Origin of the sequence: Limnoglobus roseus (genome assembly GCF_008254045.1) — a bacterium.
Lineage (GTDB): Bacteria > Planctomycetota > Planctomycetia > Gemmatales > Gemmataceae > Limnoglobus > Limnoglobus roseus.
In genome coordinates, this window is record NZ_CP042425.1 from 4,529,806 (window position 1) to 4,555,393 (window position 25,588).

The window sequence follows — 25,588 nt, forward strand, 5'->3', positions numbered from 1 at the left end:
GGGTCGGCCTCTCGGTTTCGCTCGCGATCCGCTTACTTCACTCGTTCGAGTTCCTTCAAGCCGGTCGCGTCCCGCTTGTAGAGCGGGAGGTGGCGGTAGTACACTTCGAGCGTCAGCAGGGCCAGGCAGGTCGTGCCGAGGCGGCCGCAGTGGCTACCGATCATGCCGCTGTCGGGGTCCCAACTGCCGCCGAGATCCTTGTTCGATTCCGCCACTTGCATTTTGATGAGCAGGTCCCGCATCTTCGGGTTCCAGTCCTTGTGCCACGCTTCCCCCTCGTGGAAGTGCGTGACCTGCGTCGCGTAGTAGTAGTAGTACATGTCGAACCGGGTTTCCGTCGGCATCCAGGTGTTCATGTACTTCTTCACGCCGTCGATCATGCCGGGGTGCCGCGGGCCCCAGCCAGTGTAGTACCGGCACAGCAGGCCGACGGCCGACAGGGCCGGCGTCGTCGGGCTGTTCGACGTGTACCCGTACCGCGACTTCAGCGAGCCTTCGGCGACCTTGTCGAGGAACTCGCTCGCCTTCTTGAAGGCGGCTTCGGGGACGGTGATGTCCTTGCACAACGCGGCCGACTTCAGGGCTTGAATCTGCCACCCGACGATGGACGTGTCGCCGGCCGTGCCGGCGGTGTACCCCCAGCTACCGTTCCCGGCCTGGGCCTTGACGATGTACTCGATCGCCTTGCGGGCCGGCCCGAGCAACGTGTTCTTGTCGCCGGTCATACCGTAGGCTTCGCACAGGGCGACGGCCGCGATGGCGTGCGAGTACATGTACTGGCCGCTCGCACCCTTGAAGCTGCCGTTCGGCAGTTGGTGGGCGAGCAGGTACTTTAAGCCGAGGGCCACGGTCGCCTGGTACTTGTTCGTGTCCTTGCCGTTCTTGTCTTTGGGCATCTTGAGGTGCGTCTGGCCCGCGGCGAGGAACGGCAGCAAGCTCATGGCCGTCGCGGAGATCGTGTCCCCCCGCGACGTTCCGTCGTACACCCAGTTCCCCTGGGCCTTGATTTGCTTGCGGTCGAGCCAAAGGAGGGCACGGGCCACGGCGAGTTCGGACTTGTCGTTGCCACCACCGGCCAGGAGGCTCTTTTCTTTGGTCGCCCCCGAGCGGCCGGCCATGCCAGTCATGCCGGTCCCCCCAGCACCCCCGTCGCCGACCTTCACGTCGCCCGTGTCGCCGGTCACGCCGATGTCGCTGCCCGCGCCAAAACCGGCCAGGGCTTGCGAGGCGTCGGTCGATTCGATCTTGGCGTCGTTGCCAACGGGTACGTCGAGGTTCACCGGGGCCGCGACGGTCATGTCTTCCACGCGGTCCACCGGCAGGGCGCTCGCGAGTTCCGAGTCGAGGCCCTTGTCAACATTCGTGAGGTCGAGGTTCTTACCTTCCGTGTCTTCCTTGTCCACCACCGCCTCGGCGATGGCGTCGCTGGCGGCGACCTTTGGCGGCTGCATCTTGCCGACGACGATGAACAGGACCAGGAACACGACGTGGAACGCCCCGCTGATGACCCACGCGGGGATCTGCTTCTTGATGAGGCGCTCTTGCGCCGTTTCCTCCGCGCCTTGGACGATGCGGATGACGTTAGCCCCGGCCTTGGCGGCCGGCGCGTCGGGTGTGGTGTTGGCTTCGCTCATAGGTCGCTCTCCCTGGAACCGTTGTTTCACGGGTGTCGGGGCAATAATCGTTACCCGTTCGAGAACGGGTTGTCGGATAGTTTCTTTTCGATCTCGCGGCGGACCACGGCGTCGCCGCGGCGGAAGTACCACGACAGGCCGAAGATGGTGAACGCGACCATCGCCACCCCGCCGACGACCAGCGGCATGACGGACTCCCGCCAGATCGCGCCGGCGGTCGGCCCCTCGTCCCGCAACGTCAGCGACCGGCCCATCAGCACCGGAGCCCGCCGCGTCTTGTGCTGGCCGACTTCGGCGGCGGTCCGGTCGATCTCGCCGGACTCGTACCGCAGGAGCTTGAAGTAGTACCCAGCGATCGAGGCCCGGTAGTTGACCGAATACTTGAGGTCGGTCGGGACCGTCATGCCGGGGGGCAGTTCCGTCACGAAGATGCAGACCGCTTCTTCCGTGCGGTCCGGGAACATCCACGCTTCGTAGACGTCGGTGATGCCGCTCGCCTGGAGGAGTTCCGTGGACGGAACCTTCCGCACCCGCCGCACGGTGCCCTCGAAGTAAATCAGGTCCAACTTGTAGCTCAGGCGGCCGTTGGTGTACAGGTCGCGGGGCGTCACGTCGTGGCGGGCGTGCTCTTCGAGTTCCGCCGTGGTGAACTGCCGGGCGTGCCGCAGGACTTCGTCGTAAGCACGCTCCTCCATCTGGTCGGCGGGGCCGTCTTCCAGGTGTCGCGGCCCGGAGTCGGTCCACGGGAAGATTGCGTCGTCGCGAATCTTCTGGAACATCGCCAGCCGCTTGTCGATCTGGTACTTCGACGCCCCGGCCAGTGGTTCGGCAGTTGCCGGGGTGGTTGGAGTTTGCCCGGACGGTGATTGGGTGGTTGGTTGTGGCGGTTCCTGGCCGAGAGCCGCGACGGACACACAGGCGAACAACCCCAGGCCCAGGAATAGGCGGGCGGTTCGGTTCGTCCCAGGTCGGGCGGCGGTGATCGACATGATGGCCTCCCTTGTAGGACGGGGTTCTCGCCTCAGAGGTTCCCGGAACCGCCCGAACTCTGGTCCCCTCTCCCCCGGCTTTGAGGGGGAGAGGGTTAGGGTGAGGGGGCAAGCCGTCATCCCTCGGAAAATTCGTCGCAAGCGGAGGGCCGCTTTCCCCCTCACCCCGGCCCTCTCCCCCTCAAAGCCGGGGGAGAGGGAGTCATTCGCCTTACTTCTTGTCGTCCTTGAGGGCCGGGGCCACGGTCGGATAGCCCGCCCGATTGGACTCGTCCATGATGGCGATCACGATCTTGAAGTTCAGTTCGTTCGCGAGTTCGAGCTTGATCTTCGGAGGGACGAACGGTTTGCTCTCCCCCGTGCTCTTGTTCCGCTCGGCGTGATCGTTCTTCGCGGCCGCCAGGCGGTTTTGCAAGTCCTTGAACAAGTTCGTTCGTGCCTCCCGGCCCTTGCCGGGGACATCGACGCCGCCGCCTTCTTTCCCCACGCTGATCGAGACGGAGCCGACATCGCCCTTGTCGTCGGCCTCGACCCGAATCGTGAACTCTTCGGCCTCGTCAGTTGTGAATGGGTCGGGCAATTTGGTCGATGGCCCGCCATCCCTTTTCGGCAGGGTCACGTCCAGGTGGCCCTCCGTCGGCGTCGGGTTGAACGTCATCAGGAAGAAGGCGAGCAACTGGAACGACATGTCGAGCATCGGCGTGATCGGGAGATCCGGCTCGACGAACGGGTTCGATGCGTGGCGTCTGCGACGGCTCATAAGTCCCTATCCTGATCGGCTACTTCGACGTGCCCACGATGGCCCGGAACTGAATCCGCGGGAACCCGGCTTCTTGACAGCCGAGCATGATGTTGGCGATCTTCTCGTACTTGCAGTCTTCGTGGGCGCGGAGCACCACCAGCGAGGGCGGCGGTTCCGGCTTGCCCTTCTCGGCGGCCCGCTTCTTCAACCCGTCGTCGAACGCCGCCTGGTCTTTCATGTAGTTGGCGACCATGATCCGGTTCGTCAACGGCACGGTGATCCCGCGGGTGTTCGGCAACACTTTCCCTTCCTTGTCCACGTTCAAGAAGATCACCCGATCTTCCGCCTTGTCCAACGGCCTCGCCTGGAGCGCCGTCGGCAGTTTGATCGTGGCGTTCACGTCTTCCGCGATGAAGTTCGCACACAGCATGAAGAACATGACCAGTTGCAGGACAAGGTCCAGCATCGGGGTCATGTTCGGTTCACACTTCTCGACGCTGCCGTGGCTCATAGTCAGGAATCAGGGGTCAGGAGTCAGGGGGCAGGAATCAAGGGTGAGTCTTTGCTGACTCCTGACCCCTGATTCCTGGTAACTAGGCTCCACGGCCTTGCGGCGGATTGGGGGCGGCCGGAGCCACCCCTGCGGCGGGGGCTACTGGAGCCGGCGGAGCGCCGGGCTTCTTCGAGTTGTGGTACATCTGCGTGAGGAGGTCGTCGGCGATGTGGCCGACGTCCATTGTAATCTTGTTGATGCGGTTGCGGAAGAAAGCGTTGAACGCGATGGCCGGGACGGAAATTGCGATCCCGACGAGCGTTACGGAGAGGGCGTGGGCGACGTTCTCGGCCAACTTCGCCGGGTTCGGCGTGCTGCCGCTCCCCAGTTCCATGAACGCCCCGATCATCCCGAACACCGTGCCGACCAGCCCGAGCATCGGCCCCATGCTCGCGATCACGGCAGTGTAGTTGTTCTTGCCGTCCTTGTCGCCCTTGATGCTGTCGAGGGTGTTGCGGGAGGCTTCGCGGGCGTCTTCCAGACCGTACTGCAACCGGGCCATGCCCGAGGTCAGCACGCGGCCGAGGAACGACGGGTCGCCGCGGGCCATTTCGTAGGCTTCCTTGAACTTCCGCTTGTTCACGATGTCGGTGAACTCGTCCACGAAGCCCGGCGGGATCGCGTTTTGGATCCGCAGGTCGAGGAACAACAGCACGCAGATGGCGACCAGCCAGACGGAGCACCCGAGGAGGATGACGCCGAAAACCCACCCGATGGAGGTGAGAATGAACACCATCTTGTTCTGGTCGGACCCCTTCGGCCCCGCGGGCGCTGGTGCCTCACCTTCCTGGGCCAAGCCGAGTTGGGCGCACGCCAGGACCAGCGCCGCGGCGATCAGGACGCCGAAAAGAAATCGGCCCCCTGGCACAAGTAAGGGGAGCAAACGCTTCATAAGACGGTTCCCGGTGGACGAAGGCACGCGATATTTTAGATGGGTCATTCGACCGGCAGCTCAAGGTCCTCGTCGCGAGGTTGGCAAAGGGGTATTCCGTCGGAACCGACACGCTAGTCGGTGATCCGGCCCGCCATCCTCCCGACGCACGCGAGTGTGAGCCGTCGAGACGGAGACTTCGACGAATCGGGTGTTGGGAAAGTTCCACCAACTGCCCGAAACTCTGGCCACACTCTGACCAGTCGTGGTCAAAGTCTGCTGCCTTTAAGAAACGCGGTCGATCGTCCGGCGTCAAGGGTAATCCCGACCCGCGGGACTCGGATTCGCGGATTGGAACCGTGGGTCGCACGCGATTCGTTAGAATACTTCCGACGCACTTCACCCCCGCGGATGAAATCATGCCGACGGACTTCGCGTTCCGGTTCAGCACCTACCTCACGCTCATGCTCGCCTGCGCCTGCACCGGGTACGCGGAGTTGGAGTACCTCCCGGAAGTGTCCGGGTTCACCGGCGTCGTCGCCGTACTCATGATTGTGGCGTTCATTTGCGACCGCCGAGACTGGGTCATGTCGCTGACCAACGCCAACGTCCTCGGCGGCGGCATCGTCCTGTTGGCCATCCTGTGGTTCGGCTACCACTACCGCCGGTCCGACAGCCTCATGAACGTCCTCCCGTGGCCGGCGGGCGGGCTGCCCTACGTCGCGGCGTTGATGATGCTGTTAGTGCCTGCGAAACTCTTCCGGCCGAAGCACGTCGGCGACTGGTGGGCGTTGCAAGGGTTGGGGCTGAGCATGGTCGGCGTGGCGGGGGCGATGACCGACGACGGCGGCTTCGTGGTCCTAATGATTGCCTACGCGGTCGCCGGCGTCTGGAGCCTGACGCTGTTTTACATCCGCCGCTCGGCCGGGCACGTTCCGCCGCCGCCGCCGTTCGAGCCGGTCGAGGGGCTGCGGGCCGTTTTCAGTCCGCAGACGTACCTGCCGCGGTGGTTCTTCGTGGCCCGGTCGCGGCCGACGGTGGCCGAGCCGTTCGCCGGGATTGGTCAGCCGACGCCGACGGAACGCCTCGGCCGCTCGCACTTCGTGCGGGCCGTGCGGTGGGTCGTGGTCGGCGGCCTCATCACCCTGCCGCTGTTCCTCATCTCGCCGCGGACGGACGGGTTGCGGTGGGAACTGTTCAACTCGCGGATGGAGGTCGGCCTCTCCGGCGGGGCCGTGGACCTCGGCCGCACCGGGGAACTGCACCCCAACTCGGACCCGGCCTTCACCGTCACCGTGCGGCACCCGGACGGGACCCCCGGCGTGCTGCCCGAGGACAAGCGGTTCCGCGTGATGGCCCACCACACCTACCAATACCCGAAGGGCCAGTGGACGCGGTCCGTCCTCGGCCAATTATTCTTACCCCCGCGGGACGCGGCCGCCGGCCCGCCGACGGCGTCGTCGGTGCTCAAGTTCCCGGACGTCGGATCCCAGCCGATCATTCTGGAGTACCTGCTCGACCTGAAGACGCCCGGCCATCCTCAGGCCGACCCGGTGTACTTCACGCCCGGCCTGCCGGCCCCGGTCGTCTACGAGACGCACGGCCGGTACCACTACGCGAGCAACTTCAACAACGGTGCGTTCCGCATCCTGATTGACCGCACGGAGGGGAGTCGCGTCAGTCATTACTGGCAGATCAGCCGGGCGGTGCCCGACGAGCCGAGCGCTTACTTTCGACTCTACGAGCCGGACCAACAAGGCTCGTCGGCCCGGCGGGCGTTGCTGGAACTCGCCTCGTACCGAATTGGCGCGGAGTCGAAGAAACTGCTGGAACGGCTGATCGCTGAGGGGAAGGTGTCCCGTGCCGTGGGCGAGCGCCGCGACCCGGTCAGCCGGATGGTACACGAGGACGACCAACCGGCCGTGGCGGCGGCGTTCGAACAGCATTTCGCCACCTCCGGGGAGTACGACTACACGCTCTCGTTGCGGCGACAAAACCGGGCGATCGACCCGATCGAGGACTTCCTCTTCAACACGAAGGCCGGGCACTGCGAGCGGTTCGCCTCGGGGCTGGTGCTCATGCTCCGCGGCGTCGGCATCCCGGCCCAGTTCGTGCTCGGCTACCGGGGGTGCGAACAACTCGAGGTGGGGCAGTACCTCGTCCGGCAGGACCACGCCCACGCCTGGGCCGAGGCGCTGCTGTCGCGAAAAATTCCCGGCACGGACGACCGCGAGTGGTACTGGAAGGCGCTCGACCCAACGGCCACTTCATCCGACACCGACGCCAGCCTCCAGAACATCGCCAACACCAGTAAGCAAGGCAGCCGCCTGTTCAACCTGTTCATCACCGGGTTGACGCCGGAAACGCAGAAGCAATTGATCCAGGACGTGCAAGAGTTCGGTGAACAAAACCTTTGGCCGGCCGTCGGCGGTCTGATGCTGATCTTCGCCGGGCTGGCCGTGGTGCCGTTGATTCGCAACCGTCGTCGGCCGACTGTGGCCGTGGCGGCCGTAGCGATCGTGGACCCGGTCCCGTGGTTCACGCGGTTGGTCGAACTCCTGACGAAACACGGCCACCCGTGGGCCAGCGGTCAAACGCCGGCGGAGTTCGCCCGATCCGCCGCCGCGTGGCTGAACGACCGACCGCAGACGCCGGCCGTCGCCGGGGTGCCGGTCGCCATCGCCGACGCCCTCGATCAGTCCCGCTACGCCGGCCGCACGTTCACGCAGGAGGATGCGAACCGTGTGAAAGCGGACCTCCTGCGACTCGAAACGGCCCTCGCTGCTTCCTGAACGGACGGTTCCCATGCCCGCCATCCCCCGCCTGACCACCGCGAACAGTACCCTCGTGGTCGTGGACATCCAGGACAAACTGCTCGCGAAGATTCCCTCGGCCGACGACCTCGTCCGCAACGTGGGCTTCCTCTTGGACGCCGCGACGCTGTTGGGCGTCGAAGCCGTGGCGACGGAGCAGTACCCGAAGGGCCTCGGCCCGACGACGCGCGAAATCGCCCGCCGCCTGCCGCCGAACCCGCCCGCGAAGACGGCGTTCAGTTGTTGCGGGGCCGCCAGTTTCCTGCCATCTCTCGGCAGCCGGCCGAACGTGATCCTCGTTGGCATGGAGACGCACGTCTGCGTCGGGCAGACGGCCCTCGACCTGCTCGAGGCCGGCCGGACCGTGTTCCTGCCGGTGGACGCGCTAGCCACGCGGAATTTGATCGACCACGCTACGGCCATCCGCCGGCTGGAGAGGTCCGGGGCGGTTCTGACGACGGTCGAAGCCGTCGCGTTCGAGTGGCTCAGCGACGCGACCCATCCCCAATTCAAGGCAGTTAGTAAACTGATGATAGAGCGTAGTTCCTGACCGCGTCCCCGAGAGCCTTCCATGCCAACCATCCCCGGCCAACTGACCCCGTCCCCGCGCCTGCTCCTCGGCCCCGGCCCGAGTGACGCCCACCCGCGCGTGCTGACGGCGATGACCACGCCGTTGCTCGGCCACCTCGACCCGCAGTTCCTCGAACTGATGAACGAAACGCAGGAGATGATCCGCACCGTTTATCAGACGAAGAACAAGATGACGTTTCCGATCTCCGCCACCGGCACGGCCGGCATGGAGACGTGCCTCGTCAACCTGCTCGAGCCGGGCGACAAGGCCGTCATCTGCGCGAAGGGGTACTTCGGCAACCGGATGATCGACATCGCCGGCCGCACCGGGGCGGAAGTCACGACGCTGACCGTGCCGTGGGGCCAGGTGTTCGACCTGAACGTCATCCGCGAGACGCTTCAAAAGGTGCGGCCGCGGGTGCTTGGCATTGTCCACGCGGAAACCTCGACGGGGGCGCACCAGCCGATTGAGGAACTCGGCAAGTTGTGCCACGAGTTCAACACGCTCCTCGTCGTGGACGCGGTCACGTCCGTCGGTTGCACGCCGGTCGAGGTCGATGCGTGGGAACTCGACGCGGTCTTCACCTGCTCGCAGAAGGGCCTCGGCTGCCCGCCGGGGCTGTCGCCGATCACGTTCAGCGAGCGGGCGATGGACGTGGTGCGGAACCGCAAGATCAAGTGCCGCAGTTGGTACTTCGACCTGTCGCTGATTAGCACCTACTGGGGCGGCGACCGGGCGTATCACCACACGGGGCCAATCAGCATGGTCTATGCCCTGCGAGAAGGCCTGCGGGTTGTGCTGGAGGAGGGTCTGGAAACTCGCTTCGCCCGCCACGTTCGCAACCACCACGCCTTGAAGGCCGGCCTGGAAGCGATCGGCCTGACGTACACCGCCGACCCGGCCCACCAACTGCCGCAATTGAACGCTGTCCGCATCCCGGCCGGCATCGACGACGTGGCGTGCCGCAAGAAACTGTTGAACGACTTTGGCATCGAGATCGGCGGCGGCCTCGGCGACTTCAAGGGCGTCGCGTGGCGGATCGGCCTGATGGGCTACAACAGCAAGCCGAGTTCCGTGCTGCTCGTACTGGCCGCGATGGAGCAAGTGCTCAAGAGTGCGGGGGCGGCCATCGAACCCGGCCGCGGCGTCGCCGCCGCGGAGGGCGTGTACGCGCAGAAGGTGTAACATGCACGCATCGACCTTTTACCCGGACACGATCGACCGCATGGAGCGAGCCGTGAACCAGGTCAAACTTCGCCTCCGCAAAGCGGTAGAAGCTTTAGAGGCGGGTGGCGTCCCCTACGCGGTCGTCGGCGGCAACGCCGTGGCCGCGTGGGTGACGCAGGTCGATCCCGGCAGCGAGCGGTTCACCCGCGACGTGGACATTCTGATCGACCGCGACCGCCTACCCGCCGTAATTGCGGTCATGGAAGCCGTGGGGTTCGAGTACGCCAACACGTCGGGAGTAGACCCGTTCATCGAGAAACCGGACGGCCGACCGTCCGATGGCGTGCATCTTCTCTACGCAGGAGAGAAAGTCAAAGCCGAGTACGGCACGACAGCCCCGACGATGGCGGAAACCGAACGGGGGCCGGAATTCCAGGTCGTTTCGCTCGAAGCCCTCGTTCGTATGAAGCTCGAAAGCAATCGTCGGAAGGATCAGTTGCATCTTGATGACATGATCGGCGTCGGGCTGATCGACCAGACGTGGACGAATCGCTTCCCGCCCTACTTGGCCGAACGGCTCCAACATCTCCTCGACACCCCCGATGGTTGACCCCGCTGCTTTCGACTTCGATGTCATCGTCCTCGGTGCGGGTGCGGCCGGTCTAATGGCTGCCATCCACGCAGCCGAGCGCGGCCGGCGGGTGCTGCTCTTGGAGAAAGGCAAGAAGCCCGGTGTGAAGATTCTCATGTCCGGTGGCACGCGGTGCAACATCACGCACGACTGCGACAACCGCGGCATCGTCGAGGCGTTCGGGCCGAACGGCAAGTTCCTGCACTCGGCTCTCGCCAACTTCGGCGTTCGCGACACGATCAACTTCTTCGAGGCCGAAGGCGTGGCCACGAAGGTCGAGGACACGGGCAAAATCTTCCCCGTCAGCGACCGGGCACTCGACGTGCTCAACGCCTTGCTCCGCCGCCTCGGCCGCACGACGGTGAAACTGACGCTCAACGAACCGGCCCGCGACGTAGTGCCGCTTCCCGAGGGCGGCTTCCGTGTCGTCACCGATCAGCGAAGCCCAACCTGTCAGCACGTCGTCGTCACCACCGGCGGACTGTCGTTTCCCGGCTGCGGCACCACCGGCGACGGGTACGGCTTTACGAAGAAGTTCGGCCACACGATCGTGCCGACGCGGCCGGCCCTTGTGCCGGTGACGGTGCAGCCGACGTGGATCAAGGAACTGCAAGGCGTCACGCTGCCGCACATCGGCCTGAAGGTGCTGGACGAGAACAAGTCGTTGACGGCCCGCCGCGGTTCGACGCTGTTTGCCCACTTCGGCTTGACGGGGCCGGCCCCGCTGGACGTGAGCCGGGCGATCAGCGGCCACGCCACGCCGACGAAGTTGATGCTCGAAGTGGACCTGTTGCCGAAGGTGACGGAGCAAGCTTTCGACGAGTTCCTGCGCACGCAAACGGCCGCCAACGGCAAACAACTTCTCGCGGGGGTGATGTCCGAGATGCTCACCCGTCGAGTTTGCGATCAGCTCTTGCAACTGAGCGAACTGCCACTCGACCGCCGGGCGGCGGCACTCAGCAAGGTGGACAGGCTGAAACTCGTGGCTGCCGTGAAGCGGTTGCGGTTGCCGGTCCGCGGCACGCTCGGCTACGAGAAGGCGGAAGTCACGGCCGGCGGCGTGTCGCTGGACGAGGTCGATTCCCGCACGATGCAGAGCAAGCGGCAGCCCGGCCTGTTCCTCGCCGGCGAACTGCTGGACCTCGACGGCTGGATCGGCGGGTACAACTTCCAATCCGCGTGGAGCACCGGGTGGCTGGCCGGGCAGAACGTGTAAAAGTCGGCGGTCGTCCCGTAGAATTCCCTTCAGTCGCACCGCACCCACCGTCAGGTTCCTCTATGCCTCGCGATTTTTACGAAGTGCTCGGCGTCGCTCGCACGGCCACGGCCGACGACATCAAGAAGGCGTACCGCAAGCTGGCCCAGAAGTACCACCCCGACAAGAACCCCGGCGACAAGCAGGCCGAGGCGAAGTTCAAAGAGGTGAACGAGGCGAACGCGGTCCTCTCCGACCCGCAGAAGCGGCAGATCTACGATCAGTTCGGCACGCACGAGCCGCGGTACGGCGGGTTCGGCGGCGGTGGGGCCGAGGGGGCGAGCGGCTTCCCGAGTTGGGCCGGGGCCGGCAATCCTCAAAGCCGCGTCGATCCGGCGGCGGCCGAGGAACTGTTCCGCCAACTCTTCGGCGAGGGCGGTGGCGGTGGGGGCGCGCCCGACCTAGGCGGGCTGTTCGGCCAGCAGCGGAAGGGCCGCGGCAAGCGGGCCGCCCCGCCGCCGGAGGACATCGAGACCGACGTGACCATTCCGTTCGAGACGGCCGCCGTCGGGGGTTCGATCACGATCAATGTCAGCGGTCGCGAGATCACCGTGAAGGTGCCCGCCGGCATCGAGGACGGCAAGAAGCTCCGCGTGCCGGCCAGCGCCACCGGGTCGGCCGACGTGTACCTGCGGGTGCAGATCGCGTCGCACCCGTACTACCGCCGCAACGGCAACGACGTGGAAATCGACGTGCCGCTGAGCGTGGTCGAAGCCGTCACCGGTGCGGCCGTTGAGGTGCCAACGGTGGGGGGCGATCGCCTGACGGTCAAGGTTCCGCCCGGCACGTCCAGCGGTGCCAAACTGCGGATGCGCGGCAAGGGCATTGCCGGCGGCGACCAGTTCCTCGTCTTCCAGGTAGTCGTGCCAAAGGGCGTGGACGACTTCAGCCGCGAGCTGATGGAGCAGTTCGCGAAGCGGAATCCGCAGACCCCCCGGGCGAACGTCGCGTGGGCGTGACCCTTGTATCCCTCTCCCCCGGCTTTGAGGGGGAGAGGGCAGGGTGAGGGGGTGAACCTTCATTGCACCTGAGAGCGTCATTACTGGCGTGAAGGTATTCCCCCTCACCCCAACCCTCTCCCCCTCAAAGCCGGGGGAGAGGGAGAAGTTCGAGTCCCACCTTGGCCACGCTATGACGATTCCGCCACTCACGTTCCCGCAGTCGCGGCGGCTGAAGACGCCGGCCGAGTTCCAGCGCGTCTACGACCGCAAGCGGTCGTCCGCTGACGGCGTGCTGATCGTGTACGCCTGTGAGAACACCCTCGGCCACCCGCGGCTTGGCGTGTCGGTGTCGAAGAAGGTCGGCATCGCCGTCGTCCGCAACCGCTACAAGCGGCTGTTCCGCGAGGCGTTCCGCCTGAGCCAGCACGCTCTGCCGGCCGGCGTGGACTTCATCATGATCCCGAAACTCGGCCGCCCGAAGCCGACGCAGGACGACGTTCGCGCCTCGCTCCTGAAACTCGCCGCGCAGGCTGCGAAGAAGTTGACGCCGGAGACGAAGTCGTGATCCGCTGGCTCTGGCACGGCCCAGCCTTGCTCGTCGGCGGGGTGCTGATCCTGTTCGTGCGCGGCTACCAGAAGTTCATCCGCCCGATGCTGCCGCCGACGTGCCGGTTCGAACCGGGGTGCAGCGAATACTTCATCCTGGCCGTCCGCAAGTACGGCCCCGTCGTCGGGGCGGCGAAGGGGGCGTACCGCATTTGCCGGTGCAACCCGTGGGGCGGCTGTGGCGAGGACTATCCGTAATGGCAGAACCGCGAATCCATTCCACCCCCGCCGACGCCGTCGCCGATCGGGTCAAGGAGAAGGTCACGCTCGAAGGCATGACGTTTTACCTTGAACGCCCGGCGGGGTTGGACAAAGTCTTCGATCACCCCGGCGTGCGGAACGCTTACGCGGCCGACGAGTACATCCCGTACTGGACCGACCTTTGGGCGGCCGGGCGGATGCTCGCGAAGATTGTGCTCCGCGAGGACTGGGCGAAGTACCCCCGCGGCACCGACGGCGAACTCGACGTGCTGGAGATTGGCTGCGGCCTCGGCCTGGGCGGGATCGCTGCGCTCGCGTGCCGGCTGCGGGTCACGTTCTCCGACGTGGACGAGATGGCCGTGCAGTTCGCCCTGTCGAACGCGAAGCTCAACGGCCACGCGAACGCCCGCAGTCTGCCGCTGGACTTGCGGTCGCCGCCGGCCGGGATGACGTTCCCGGTCATCATAGCCAGCGACGTGCTGTACGAGCAGCGCATGGTCGAGCCGACGGCGAAGTTCCTGAAGGCGGTCCTCGCCCCCGGCGGCACGGCGTTGCTCACCGACCCGGACCGCTACTCGTCACGGAGTTTCCGCTGGCAGTGCGGCGAGGAAGGGCTGGACGTGGAGACGAGTTTCGTCCGGGCCGGCGAACCCGGTGGCGAGCGGACGAAGGGCACGCTCTACCGCATCCGGCACATGGCGTGATTCGTTTTCATCATTCTTTCACACCCCGTTGCTTACACTCGCTGAATCCCTCTCAGCCATCACAACCCGACCCCCGACGGTTGCCCCATGAGAAGCCTCACGCTCACCGCGGTCCTCGCGCTCGCGTCGCCCGTTTTCGCCGCCGAGCCGTCCCGCGAAGTCGCCCCCGCCCCGACGGTCGGCACGGACCTCAGCGGCTACCACACCACGAAGGACGCGGTCACGGCCGACCCGAAGACTTTCAAGTTCACCGAGACGCCCACCACGGCCGGCTACCTCGGCGTGGAGATCGTCGCGAACAAGGCCGGCCGCCCGATCATCGACGAAGTGCAAAGTGATTCGCCCGCCGATGATGCGGGCGTGAAAGTCGGCGACGTGCTCGTTTCGATCGCCGGCGACGTGGTACTTTCCCCTTACGCCGCCCGTGACAAGCTCCGCGGTCGGGCGGCGGGTGAGGTGCTGAAAATCCAGGTGGATCGCGAAGGTCAAGCGTTCGAACTGTCGGCCACCCTGCGGGCCGTCAGCAAGCCGTTCAAGCTCGCCGGGGCCGCCGAGCGGCCGGTCCTGGGCATTTCCATCGCCCCGAAAGACGGCGGCCTGGAAATCTTGGAGACGACGCAAGGGGGCGGGGCCGAGAATGCGGGCCTCAAGAAGGGCGACGTCATCCTGAAGGTCAACCAGTTGAAGGTCGAGTCCGAAACCGGCCTCCGCGAAATCCTCGGCGAGAAGAAGGCCGGCGACGGCGTAACGCTGACGGTCAAGAAGGAGAAGTCGAAGGAAGAACTGGACGTGCGGGCCATCCTCGGCGGCGACCGCACCGGCCGCACGCAGGGCGGCGGCATCACCTGGGACGACCGCCTGCCCCGCGGGTGGACCAAGCCGAGCTACAAGCTCGCCATCCTCGGCATCGACTACCCGGACGTGAAGCACAACACGAAGGTCACCGACTCCGACTGGGCCGACTCGCTGTTTAGCCGCGGCAAGTACAACGGCCGCAGCGCCACGGGCCAGAAGGTCCACGGCAGCATGAATGACTACTACAAGGAAATCTCTTACGACCAGTTCAAGATCGACGGCAAGTTCCTGGGCTGGGTGGAAGTCAGCAAGAAGCGGATGGAGTATTCCAGCGGCAACGGCGTCAGCACCCGCGAGAAGACGGCACTCCTGACCGAAGCGTTCGACAAACTGCTGGCCACGAAGGGCAAGGACGCGCTCGACGGCTACGACGGCGTGTTCTTTCTGTTCGCCGGGGAGCGGGTGCAGACGACCCGCGGTAGCCTCTACTGGCCGCACCGGGCGAGTTTCCGGCACAACAACAAGAGCTGGCCGTACTTCATCGTGCAGGAGGGCGGCCCGCGGATGACGGACATCAGCGTGTTCTGCCACGAGTTCGGCCACATGCTCGGCCTGCCGGACCTGTACGCGAAGCCGGAAGTGCCGGGGATGGAGGGCGTCGGCAGTTGGTGCGCGATGTCGCAACAGAACCCCGCCGGCCGACCGCAGCACTTCTCGGCGTGGTGCAAGCAGGAACTCGGCTGGATCAAGCCGATGATGATCGACCCGACGAAGAAGCAGAAACTCATCCTCGCGCCGATCGAGGACGCGAAGAGCGAGTGCTTCAAGATCCCCGTGCGGCCCGACGGCAGCGAGTACTTCCTGTTGGAGAACCGCCGCAAGACCGGCTTCGACACCGACCTGCCGGCCGAGGGGTTGCTCGTGTGGCGGGTGATCGCCGGCCGTGGCCGCGAGAGTCAGCCGGTGTTCCTGGAAGAATCGCACGGCATTGAGGGGATCAACGGCCCGCGGTCGTTCACCGGATCGGTGCCGTTCCCCAGCCCGGCGAACTCGTCGTTCACCCCGTTCACGACACCGAGCAGCAAGAGTCAACTCGGCGGCGGCTACGACGTGTACATCACGAACATCAAGCGCCTTCGCGACGGCCGGATCGCGTTCAACATCGGGTACGAGTTCCAGTAAGGTTGCTGAGTACGTTCTGGCATCTGATCTCGATTTGTTCTGCCGCGTAGCGGGTCGGCCAACGGCCGACCCGCTACGCGGCAGAACTTTCACACGCCAACTCCACTTCACCACACGACGCCGACAACCGCGCCAATTCGCACCAACAATCTCCCACTTCACCCGTTCAGTTTGTTGACAGCCCATCGACGTGCGGTTAACGTGAACCCATTCAACCGATCTTGACGCGCGAAGCCACGTAGAATGGGTGACTCGCAACCCAGGACGCTCGAATCGGTTGTAACAGGTTTAACAGGTACGCCAACGGGGCCGGCCGATCCTCGTTGGTTTGAATATCACAATCTGCGCGGCCTTGTCGCCCTCCGTGCGACGGACTCCCGAGTACTTCCGACATGGCAAAGCCAACTGCGATTTGGGGCCTCGACATGGGCCAGTGTGCCCTCAAGGCTCTCAAGCTCGAACTCGTCGACGGCAAGCCGACCGCCGCGGCGTTCGATTACATCGAACACCCGAAGATCATGTCGCAGCCGGACGCCGACCCGGAAGCCCTGGCCCGCGAGGCGCTCGAAAAATTCCTCTCCCGTAACCCCATCGGCAGCGATCTGGTCGCCGTCAGCGTGGCCGGGCAGAGCGGCGGGCTGGCACGGTTCGTGAAGCTGCCGCCGGTCGAAGAGTCGAAGATCGCCGACATCGTGAAGTTCGAGGCGAAGCAGCAGATCCCGTTCCCGTTGGAGGAAGTCGTTTGGGACTTCCAGAAGATCGCCGGCGGCGAGGTCGTTAACAACTTCGCGATGGAAACGGAGATCGGCCTGTTCGCGATGAAGCGGGAGATCATCGCCCGCAACCTCGGGCAGTTCGGCACCGCCGGCATCGAGTGCCACATCGTGCAGATGGCCCCGCTGGCCCTCACGAACTACGCGACCTACGAACTGCTCAAGAAGGGCGGCCCCGACGCCGAGGTGCCGGCCGAGGGCGAAGGCGAGGCGGATGACACGCCCCGCGGCAAGAAGAAGTGCATCGTCGTGCTGGACGTGGGGACCGACAACTCGAACCTCATCATCACGGACGCCGGCAAGATCATCTGGCAGCGGCCGCTGTCCCTCGGTGGCAACCACTTCACGCGGGCACTGTCGAAGGAAATGAAACTCACCTTCGCCAAGGCCGAGCACCTGAAGCGGAACGCGGCCAAGTCGCCGGACCTGGCGCAGATTCTGAAGTCGCTGCGGCCCGTGCTGACTGACTTCGTGGGCGAAGTGCAGCGGTCGCTCGGGTATTTCACCAACACCCACCGCGATGCGCACGTCGCATCGATGATCGGCCTCGGCAGCGCGTTCAAATTGCCCGGCCTTCAGAAGTACATGGCCGAGAAGTTGTCGCTGAAGGTGGACCGGCCGAGCAAGATCAGCCGCCTGTCCGGCGATCAGGTGCTGAACGACCCGGTCTTCTCCGAGAACATCCTGACGTTCCCGATCGCCTACGGCCTCGCCCTGCAAGGCCTGAACATGCTGTCCGGCCGCACCGACTACGGCCGGATCAACACGAACCTGTTGCCGACGGAGATTCGCACCGAGCGGATCATCCGGGCGAAGAAGCCATACGCGGCGGCGGCGGCGGCGGCCCTGCTCTTGGGCACCGGCCTCGCAGCCGTCGGTTTCGGGGTGCAATACTCGGCAGCCACGGACGCCGGCATCAAGAAGGCGATGGACGCCGCCAAGCAGGCGAAGACTCAGGCCGACTCACAGGTTGCTGCTGCGAAGGCCGGCGAGGACGCGGTCCAGAAAGCCCAAGACGAGGTGAAGGCCATCGTCGCGGGTGCCGACCGCCGTCTCGACTGGATTCGCCTCCACCAGCTCGTGACGACGGCCCTGCCGCGAGCGGGGGCTGCGGGCAACCTTCAGGACCCGGGGCAGGTGCCGTTCTGGAGCCAAGACGAGGGCAAACGGGCACTGAACGCCTACCTCGACCGCGTCAAGCGGGGGCTGTCGATCGACCGCGTCAACGACCCGGACTTGACCGAGTACCTGGCGCAGGTGAACGTGCAAGAAGTTCGCACGCGGTACACCGACAACCTCAAGACGTTCCTGGACACGGCCGACGCGCGGGTTTGGGCCGAGGAGCGGAAGGCCATCGCCGAAAACATGCCCGAGGGCGAGCGGGAGAAGGACGAGAACGAGGCGAAGGCGTGGAAGCCGAAGGCCCCCGAGGGCGGCGGGTGGGTGGTGGAAATCCGCGGCTGGACGTTCCACACCGACGGGTCCGACTTCCTGGTCCGCGGCGTGGTCCGCAACTTCCAACACGACGCCCTCAAGACCGAGGAAATCGGCCCCAAGAAGGTGAGTGAGTTCCTGCCCGGCGTCGTGGACCCCTTGAAAGGCCGCATCAGCCACGTCTGTCTGGCTTTGTCGAAAAAGCAAGAGAACCCGCAGCAGAACGTGCTGGACCTGATCGGCCCGAGTCGGAACTACATTGACCGCTACCTCACGCCGACGGCCGATCCCTTGGGTGGCAGCCCAGGTGGTTCACCCGGCGGCCCGGGCATGCCGCCAATCAGTTCAGGCGATAGCAGCGGCGGGATGGGGCTTAGCGGGCCTGCAATGCAGTGGCAACCGCTGACGAAACAGGGGGCCGCCGGTGCGGCGAGTGGGATGGGCGGCGGCATCAGCCTTTCCCCGCCCGGATCGTCATCGGGGGCGTTCGGGTACGACGATTCCTCGCCCGGGTCATCGTCCATGGGATCGGGTAGCGTTCCGCCGGGCTCGGTGCCTCCCGGAACGGCAGTCGCGGCTCCGCCGAAGCGAAACCCCAAACAACGCACGGTCTTTGTGATGATGTTCCTGTGGCGGGACACGCCCGCGGCCGCCCCCGGGACCGACACGGCCAACCCGGCACCGAAATAACCCCGCGGTCGCCGCGTCGGAAGACGCCGGCGAGACCGCCCGTTCCGAGAACACCCGAGTCCACGAGGTTCGAGCATGGCAAACAAGAATGACGCCCTGAAGAAGCACCACTTTTGGATTCTCGCCGGCGTCGCCCCGCTCCTGGTCCTGCTGGCGATCGTCTTCCTCATCACTGGGGTGAGCGGGGCCATCGACACCGAGAACGCGAATATCACGAAGACCGAGAACGAGGTGAAAAGCCCGAACGCCCCTGGGACGGGGGCGATCGCCGCGCTGGACAAGAAGAAGGACACCCTCGGCGACATCCGCGGCCAACTCTGGAAGATGAACTGGGACAAACAATCCCCATTCTTCACTTGGCCGGAGACGCCGAACAAGACGTTCGACGGCTACAACACGATGAAGTTCGGCACGACTTTCCGGGACTTCATCGCGAACGAAAAGCTCCGCGAAGACTTCAAGCCGGCCTACGCCACCACCTACGAGAAACTCGGCGAGTCGATCGCCCCGACGACGTTCCGCGGCGGCTGGCAAACCGTCCTCCGGTGGGTCCGCGATTGGGGTACGCTGTCCCCCGAGTCGAAACAACTGTGGCTGGTCATGGAAGACGTCTGGATTCAGCGGGCCATGCTGAAGCCGATCGCTCAGGTTAATGAGGACATCGCCCGGTTCACGCTCGTCCGCCCGGACGGCCAAGTGCCGCCGCCCAAGAAGCGGACGTTCGTCAGCCACGTTTGGCAGCTCGACCTGGAAGTCGCCGCCCGCAAGCCGGGGCAGGGGACCGGCCAGATCTTGAAGGCCCGCCTCAAGAACCGCACGAATCAACTTCAGGTTCTCGGCGTGGGCAGCGCGATGATCCTCAAGGTCTGGTTTGACCCGAAGCTCGATCTGCCGCCGTTCGAATTCCGCGTCGAAGGGTCTGGCGCACCGGGCGGTGAGTCGATCCCCGCGACCGACCCCGCCCGACGGGCCGCCGGGGAGTCTGACAGCCTCGAAATCCCGATCACTCCGGGCACGGACGTGGTCGAGATCGCCAAGGTTGTGCAGGTTCTCGACAAGCGGACCGTCCCGGTCCGCCGCCTTGAGCGATTGGCCCTCGGGTACCCGTCCGCGAAAGACTTCAGCAAGCCGCTGAACGAGCCGCCGTTCTTCCCCGCCGCGCCGTTGGCCGACCCCAACGCCCCGCTTGGGAGTGGGGCACCTATCAGTCTCCCAATGTCCAGTCCGGAAACGGGTGGCGGTCCGGGTGGCGGGGGCTTCGGATCAGGAGCGACGGGGGCGGGCGTCGGGCCGGGTGCGGCCGGCGGGATGCGCTTGACGGGCGTCGCCGACGGGAATCGGAAGCGGTACGTCGAAATTAACCAGCAACTCCGCCGCGTCCCCGTGGCGATGACGCTGATCGTCGATCAGATGTACATGAACGAGGTTCTCATCGCGTACGCGAACTCGCCCCTGCGGTTCGAGACGGTTCAATACAGTTGGCAGCGGTTCACCGAATCGCTCGACCAACCGGCGGCGGGCGGAGCGTACCCGGGTGGGTCTGCCCCAATGGGCTACGGAAGTTCTTCGGGCGACACCGGTGAGACGGGCACGGCAACCAGCTTCACTGGTGCCGGGCTGTCGAGCGGCGGCCCGCCGGGGATTTCCCTCATGCCCCCCGGCGGTTACGGTTCGGGCCAGTTCGGCGGCATCCCCGGCCTGGGTGCGGACACCCTGTCGAGCGTTTCCGAGGCCCAGGCGAATTCCGGTCTGATTCAACTGACCGTGTACGGCATCGTCACCTTGTACGAGCGGTACGACCCGCCCAAGAAGGAAGGGACCGAAACCCCGGCCGGTGAGGCGGCGAAGACTCCCGCGGAGGCGGCGAAGACTGATGTCGCCCCGTCGAAGCCGGACGATGCGGCGAAGCCGATGACGCCGACGACGGGCACGGTTCCAATGAACCCCATGATCCCCACGCCGACTCCAATGACGCCGGCCCCGACAACCCCAATGACCCCGGCCCCGGCCTCGCCGCCGATGACGCCGGTACCGACCACACCCGCGCCGGCAACGCCGCCCCCTGCTACGCCCGCACCGACACCGCCGAAATAGTGGATCGCCGGGACGGGTCGGCCTGATACTTTCGACATCGAACTCCTCGTTCGCGAAGGACCATACCCATGGCAAAGTTCAACCTGCAACAGTTCTTGTTGGCGAAAGGTGAGAAGATCGGCCTCGGCCTCGCCGCCGGCGGTTTGGGCCTGCTCGGGATTTGGGGCGTGTCCAACCTCATCTCGGCGAAAAGCCCGGCCCAGGTCAGTGACAGTTTCAAGAAGTACAAGTCGCAGATCGAAAACAAGATCGCGCAGCAGGACGCCAGCAGCGTCACGCCGATCCCCGTGTGGGCAGACCCCAAGGCACTCGATTCGAAGCCGATCGCCGGTAACGACTTCCCGGTGGAGTTCTATGCCTTCGAACCGGTTGACCGTCCTAGCCGCGCCCGGGACAACCCGAAGGTGCTGGGCATCAAGGAGGCGCAACTCGACCTCGTGCGCCTCAACATGAAGGCCTATGACATCAGTGGCCAACCCGGCGATTACCTGATCGGCGTGATGAACGGTGTGTCTATTCAGGGGGATAACTTCTCCGCGAAAGATATGAAGGCAATGCTGGGTAAGCTCGACCCGAAGCGGCGGGTGAATAAGGCACGCCTCCCCCAAAATCCGCAGTTCGGACCGAACGGGATGCCGATTGGTCCGGGTGGCCCCGGTGGGGCGATGGGGGGCCCCGGTGGCGGCATGGGCGGTCCCGGCGGGGCGATGGGTGGTCCCGGTGGGGGCATGGGAGGACCAGGCGGCATCAACTTGGGTGGAGCGGGTGGCGGCGGCATGGGAATGGGTGGGCCGGGTGGCGGGATAGGGATGGGAGATACTGGAGGCCCCGGCGGGTACAACTCGGGTGCCCAGTACGACAGCACCCGGACCCGGTACGAGAAGACCGTCACGAGAATCCCGATCGACCAATTCGACCCCGCGAAGCACCAACCGGCGTTCGTCATCTACCCGCGGCGGACCATCGTCATGCACGCGGTTTTCCCGCTGAAGGAACAACTCGAAGTCGTCCGCCGGGCGTTGCGGCTGAAGACCATCGACGAGGCCGCCCGCGAGACGAGCGGCAACTTCAACCCGGCAGCGATGAACAGTGGTAGCGCACCTGGGGGGGGCATCCCCGGACAGGCCACGATGCCGCCACCGGGCGCGCCGGCGACGTCCGAAACTGGGCCGGGGGGTGGTATGACGGCGACGACCGGCGGGGGCGTCAAAGTGCCCGAAGGGCCGACGTTCGCCGGGTTCGAAGTCGAGCGCAAGATCATCGCCCCGAACGGGACCGAGTACCCGTGGACGCCGTACGACCACGTCGGCTGGTACCTGTCCCAGATCAACAACCGCAAAGTAGCCGACCAACCCGACGAGGGCTTCCTGCCGTACTTCCTCCGGTACGACCAAGAGATGGCCATGCCGCTGCCCGCGGTGGCCGAGGGGCAGCACACGTACCCGCCGATCACGCTGCCGTCGATCGTCCAGACTGTACAGAAGATGAAGGACCAGGGGAAGCAAGTCATCACACCGTCGGAACTGCAACAACGGTTCAACGGCAAGGGGAACAACCCGTTCACGCCGTCGTTCCTCCCTCCCACGGGGGCGGCCGGCGGTCCCGCGGGCAGTGAGGGCGGCTTCTTCGGCGGTCAAAACAGTGGCAGCATGAGCATTGGCCTCGGGGGCCGCGGGATGCCCCCGATGGGATCGGGCGGGATGATGCCTCCGGGTGCGATGATGCCCCCGGGCGGGATGCGCCCCGGTCCGGGCGGCTACCCGAACAGCCCCGGCGGTATGATGATGCCCGAGATCAAGGCCCCGGTCGAACTCGAGCACATGCTCATCCGCTTCATGGACGTGGACATCCGCCCCGGTCACACTTACGAGTACAAGATTCGGGTGAAGATGAAAAACCCAAACTACGGCGTCAAGAACGTCTCGCGCCCGTCCGACTCCGAAGTGCCGGTCCTCTTCGGCCCCTGGGTGACGCTCGCGAACCCCGACACGACGCCGATGCGCGTGACCGTGCCGTACGACGTGAACACGTACCTCGTGGACCCGGTCGAGTACGCCAAGAACCTCCGCGACAAGCAGCGGGAACCAAAGGTCCAGGACCTGCTCGACAACCAGAACGGCAAACTGCCGGTGATCGAAGTCCAACAGTGGCTCGAACAGGTGTCCATCGAGGACAAGGCCGAGCCGATCGGCGCGTGGGTCGTCGGCGACGTTCCGGTGGCCCGCGGCGAGTTCATCGGCAAGAAGCAACTCACGACCATGCCGCTGTGGTCGTCGCAGAAGGTCCGGTACATCCTGCAAGAACTCCCGAAGTACAAGGTCCCCGGCGTCTCGAAGGACCACCAACCGAAGGGCGTGCTCGTGGACTTCACGACGAGTAACATCTGCGTGGACTACGACGGCGGCAAGCAGACGCGGCCGTTCGAGGGCCGATCGCTCGAGGACGAGGGCGCGGTCGAAATGCTCATCCTCAACGCCGACGGGTCGCTGACCGTCCGCAACTCCGGCGTCGACACGGCTGTCCCCGAGCGGATCGAGCGGGTGAAGAACTGGGACGAGTGGATCGAGCGGGTGAAGGCGGACACCGCGGCCGCCGGTGAACTCGGCGTCCAACCGATGGGCGGCGGGTTCGGCCCCGCGGGGGGCGGTAGCGGTCCGGGCGTCAAACCTTAAACTCTCGGCCCGGCCGATGCCGGACCACCAGCGGGGGCCGTACTGGCCCCCGCTGTTCGTTTTCCCGGAGGGCAGTTATGCCGCTGATCGACACGCACGCCCACCTCTTCGACGACCGCTTCGCCGCCGATCTGCCGGCCACCCTTGCGCGGGCGGTTGCGGCGGGCGTCGAGCGGGTTCTGGCCGTCGGCATCGACCTGCCGACCAGCCGCGCGAGCCTAGGACTGGCGGACGGAAATCCACTCCTCTTCGCGGCCGTCGGCATTCAGCCGAACCACGTCGCGGAGGCGGCGGCCGGCGATTGGGATGCCGTCGCGGCCCTGGCGGAATCGTCGCCAAAGATCGTCGCCCTCGGCGAGACCGGGCTGGACCGCTACTGGGACCGTGCGCCGTTCGAACTGCAAGTGGACTACTTCGTGCGGCACCTGGAGTTGGCCCACCGCTTGAAGAAGCCGGTCGTGATCCACTGCCGCGAGGCGGAGGCCGACGTGGTGCGGGTGCTACGCGAGCGGTTCGACCGGTTCGGGCCGGTCGCGGGCGTCATGCACTCGTACTGCGGCGACGCCGAGTCGGCCCAGCTGTGCCTGGAAATGGGCCTGCACGTTTCGTTCGCCGGGATGCTGACCTACAAAACGGGGGAAGCGGTTCGGGCCGTGGCGAAACTGATCCCGGCCAACCGGCTGCTCGTCGAAACCGATTGTCCGTACCTCGCCCCGGTGCCGGTCCGAGGGAAGCGGAACGAGCCGGCGTTCGTCGCCCACACGGCCGCCTGCCTCGCGGACTTGCGCGGCGTTCCCCGCGAGGAAATCGAGCGGCTGACGACCGCGAACGCCCGGGCGCTGTTCCAACTCCCCCCGGCGTGACGGGCGGTACGTTGTGCGGGCCGGGTTCATCTCTCGGCCCCGGCATTCTTCCCAGCGAACCTTGACAGTTCGGCAGCCTTCGCCGAAATTAACACATCTTCCGCCCCGCCTTGATCCCAACCCGAGTGGGTCGATGATCCGTTTCGCCTGCCCCGGCTGTGACTCCACCTTCTCCGTCGACGACTCGAAGGCCGGCAAGTCCGGGAAGTGCCCGAAGTGCCAGACACAGTTCATCATCCCGCAACTGGAGGCCGCGCCCGCAGCGCCGCCGGAACCGGTTCCCCCGTCCGTACCAGTCCCCGCGCCGGCCCCTGTTCCGGTCCCCGTTTCCGTGCAGCCGACGCCGGCGGCCGACCCGAACGCGCCGGTAGAAATCGACCCGTGCCCGAAGTGCCAGACAAAACTGTCGGTGACGGTGGGCGACCTGGGGAACGACGTCGAGTGCCCGTACTGCAAGACGGTCTTCAAGTCGGCGCGGGCCGGCACGCGGCCGCCGGCTCCGCCCGCCCCGCCAGGGAAGAAATCGAGTTTCGAAACGGACTTCTCCAGCCGGCCGAAGTCGAAGAAGCGGGACGACGACGAGGATGACGACGACCGGCCCCGGAAGCGCCGCCGGGACGATGACGATGATGACGACCGGCCGTCGAAACGCCGCCGGGACGACGATGACGACCGCCCCTCGCGGCGGGGCCGGGCCGCGTCGCGGCGGGATGACGACGACGATGACGACCGGCCCTCGCGGCGGCGGTCGTCCCGCCGGGACGACGACGATGACGATGATTACGACGACCGGCCGCGTCGCCGGAGTCGCCGGCCGTCGCGACGCGGCGGCAGCGGGCAGCGGAGCGGGGCGGTGACGGCGGCGGGCATCTTCACCATCGTCATCGGCGTCCTGTGGCTCATCGGCTCTGCGGCGACTTTCTTTGGCGGGGCGTTCATCACTTCGCTCTTCGGGGCGGCCCCGCGGCAGAACATGGACCCCGCCGGCCGTGCGGCTTTCGACCAGGCGCAGACGGGAGTTACGGCCGTGTTCATCGGGTGCGGCCTCGTGTTGTTGCTCATCGCGCTGTTCCACATCATGGGGGGCATCTTCGCCATTCAGCGGAAGAGTGCCGGCCGCATTATTGTGATTATCTGTGGCGTGATCGGCCTGATTTTCGGCCTGTTCGGGCTGTATGGCGTCTTGTCGCTCTTGCGATTGCCGTTCACCCCGCCGATTGAGGCGGTGCTCTACCAGTTAATTTCGCTCGCCCTCACCCTGGGTTACGGCATCTTCTCCCTAATCGTGATGTGCCGGTCCGACTACGCGGACGAGTTCGAGTGATCGACCGCCGCCCGCAACCCCTCCGAAAGCCCGTGTCCCTGACGCGGGCTTTTTCTTTTCGCCGCGTCGGAACCCGCTGTTAG

General features: G+C 65.7%; 20 protein-coding genes. 15 read left to right on the forward strand and 5 right to left on the reverse strand.

What is annotated here, in order from left to right; translation table 11 throughout:
* Positions 1–32: 32 nt before the first annotated feature.
* From PX52LOC_RS18875 to PX52LOC_RS18895, 5 genes are all read right to left on the reverse strand, one after another.
* On the reverse strand, positions 33–1,634 hold the full coding sequence (locus tag PX52LOC_RS18875) for a prenyltransferase/squalene oxidase repeat-containing protein (protein ID WP_149111551.1): 1,602 nt from the start codon (positions 1,632–1,634) through the stop codon (positions 33–35).
* A gap of 50 nt (positions 1,635–1,684) precedes the next feature.
* A complete protein-coding gene (locus PX52LOC_RS18880; protein ID WP_149111552.1) occupies positions 1,685–2,623 on the reverse strand; it encodes a hypothetical protein in 939 nt (312 codons plus the stop codon).
* 211 nt (positions 2,624–2,834) lie between these two features.
* Positions 2,835–3,383: an ExbD/TolR family protein gene (locus PX52LOC_RS18885; RefSeq protein WP_149111553.1), complete on the reverse strand. Its 549-nt coding sequence runs from the start codon at positions 3,381–3,383 to the stop codon at positions 2,835–2,837.
* A gap of 19 nt (positions 3,384–3,402) precedes the next feature.
* Positions 3,403–3,876 (reverse strand): ExbD/TolR family protein, encoded by a 474-nt coding sequence (locus PX52LOC_RS18890; RefSeq protein WP_149111554.1) that lies wholly within the window; start codon positions 3,874–3,876, stop codon positions 3,403–3,405.
* 82 nt (positions 3,877–3,958) lie between these two features.
* The gene (locus PX52LOC_RS18895) at positions 3,959–4,810 is read right to left on the reverse strand and encodes a MotA/TolQ/ExbB proton channel family protein (protein WP_149111555.1); all 852 of its coding nucleotides are present in this window, start codon (positions 4,808–4,810) and stop codon (positions 3,959–3,961) included.
* Between the two features lie 398 nt (positions 4,811–5,208).
* Here PX52LOC_RS18895 and PX52LOC_RS18900 point away from each other — a divergent pair, with 398 nt between their 5' ends.
* The 15 genes from PX52LOC_RS18900 (at position 5,209) to PX52LOC_RS41675 (ending at position 25,505) form a co-directional block, all read left to right on the forward strand.
* A complete protein-coding gene (locus PX52LOC_RS18900; RefSeq protein WP_149111556.1) occupies positions 5,209–7,581 on the forward strand; it encodes a transglutaminase TgpA family protein in 2,373 nt (790 codons plus the stop codon).
* A gap of 13 nt (positions 7,582–7,594) precedes the next feature.
* Positions 7,595–8,152, forward strand: a complete 558-nt coding sequence (locus PX52LOC_RS18905; protein ID WP_149111557.1) for an isochorismatase family protein — start codon at positions 7,595–7,597, stop codon at positions 8,150–8,152.
* Positions 8,153–8,173: 21 nt separating this feature from the next.
* Complete coding sequence (locus PX52LOC_RS18910) at positions 8,174–9,358, forward strand: pyridoxal-phosphate-dependent aminotransferase family protein (protein ID WP_149111558.1); 1,185 nt, start codon at positions 8,174–8,176, stop codon at positions 9,356–9,358.
* A gap of 1 nt (position 9,359) precedes the next feature.
* A complete protein-coding gene (locus PX52LOC_RS18915) occupies positions 9,360–9,950 on the forward strand; it encodes a nucleotidyltransferase family protein (protein ID WP_149111559.1) in 591 nt (196 codons plus the stop codon).
* Positions 9,943–11,187, forward strand: coding sequence for a BaiN/RdsA family NAD(P)/FAD-dependent oxidoreductase (locus tag PX52LOC_RS18920; protein WP_149111560.1), 1,245 nt, complete (start codon positions 9,943–9,945; stop codon positions 11,185–11,187). The genes PX52LOC_RS18915 and PX52LOC_RS18920 overlap by 8 nt, the downstream gene beginning before the upstream one ends.
* Positions 11,188–11,249: 62 nt before the next feature.
* Positions 11,250–12,185, forward strand: a complete 936-nt coding sequence (locus PX52LOC_RS18925) for a DnaJ C-terminal domain-containing protein (RefSeq protein WP_149111561.1) — start codon at positions 11,250–11,252, stop codon at positions 12,183–12,185.
* A gap of 172 nt (positions 12,186–12,357) precedes the next feature.
* A complete protein-coding gene (rnpA, locus tag PX52LOC_RS18930) occupies positions 12,358–12,732 on the forward strand; it encodes a ribonuclease P protein component (RefSeq protein ID WP_218575398.1) in 375 nt (124 codons plus the stop codon).
* Positions 12,729–12,971, forward strand: coding sequence for a membrane protein insertion efficiency factor YidD (gene yidD / locus PX52LOC_RS18935; protein WP_149111562.1), 243 nt, complete (start codon positions 12,729–12,731; stop codon positions 12,969–12,971). Before rnpA ends, yidD begins: the two co-directional genes overlap by 4 nt.
* Positions 12,971–13,678 (forward strand): class I SAM-dependent methyltransferase, encoded by a 708-nt coding sequence (locus PX52LOC_RS18940; protein ID WP_149111563.1) that lies wholly within the window; start codon positions 12,971–12,973, stop codon positions 13,676–13,678. The genes yidD and PX52LOC_RS18940 overlap by 1 nt, the downstream gene beginning before the upstream one ends.
* A gap of 87 nt (positions 13,679–13,765) precedes the next feature.
* Positions 13,766–15,655 (forward strand): M6 family metalloprotease domain-containing protein, encoded by a 1,890-nt coding sequence (locus PX52LOC_RS18945; RefSeq protein WP_149111564.1) that lies wholly within the window; start codon positions 13,766–13,768, stop codon positions 15,653–15,655.
* Positions 15,656–16,047: 392 nt separating this feature from the next.
* The gene (gene pilM, locus PX52LOC_RS18950; protein WP_149111565.1) at positions 16,048–18,552 is read left to right on the forward strand and encodes a type IV pilus assembly protein PilM; all 2,505 of its coding nucleotides are present in this window, start codon (positions 16,048–16,050) and stop codon (positions 18,550–18,552) included.
* Positions 18,553–18,627: 75 nt separating this feature from the next.
* Positions 18,628–20,646, forward strand: a complete 2,019-nt coding sequence (locus PX52LOC_RS18955) for a hypothetical protein (protein WP_149111566.1) — start codon at positions 18,628–18,630, stop codon at positions 20,644–20,646.
* A gap of 68 nt (positions 20,647–20,714) precedes the next feature.
* Positions 20,715–23,318 carry a hypothetical protein gene (locus PX52LOC_RS41670; protein WP_149111567.1) on the forward strand — a complete coding sequence of 868 codons (2,604 nt, stop codon included), beginning with the start codon at positions 20,715–20,717 and terminating at the stop codon, positions 23,316–23,318.
* A 77-nt stretch (positions 23,319–23,395) separates the two neighbouring features.
* The gene (locus tag PX52LOC_RS18965; protein ID WP_149111568.1) at positions 23,396–24,181 is read left to right on the forward strand and encodes a TatD family hydrolase; all 786 of its coding nucleotides are present in this window, start codon (positions 23,396–23,398) and stop codon (positions 24,179–24,181) included.
* Positions 24,182–24,314: 133 nt separating this feature from the next.
* Positions 24,315–25,505 (forward strand): hypothetical protein, encoded by a 1,191-nt coding sequence (locus PX52LOC_RS41675; RefSeq protein WP_178132558.1) that lies wholly within the window; start codon positions 24,315–24,317, stop codon positions 25,503–25,505.
* Positions 25,506–25,588: the final 83 nt, after the last annotated feature.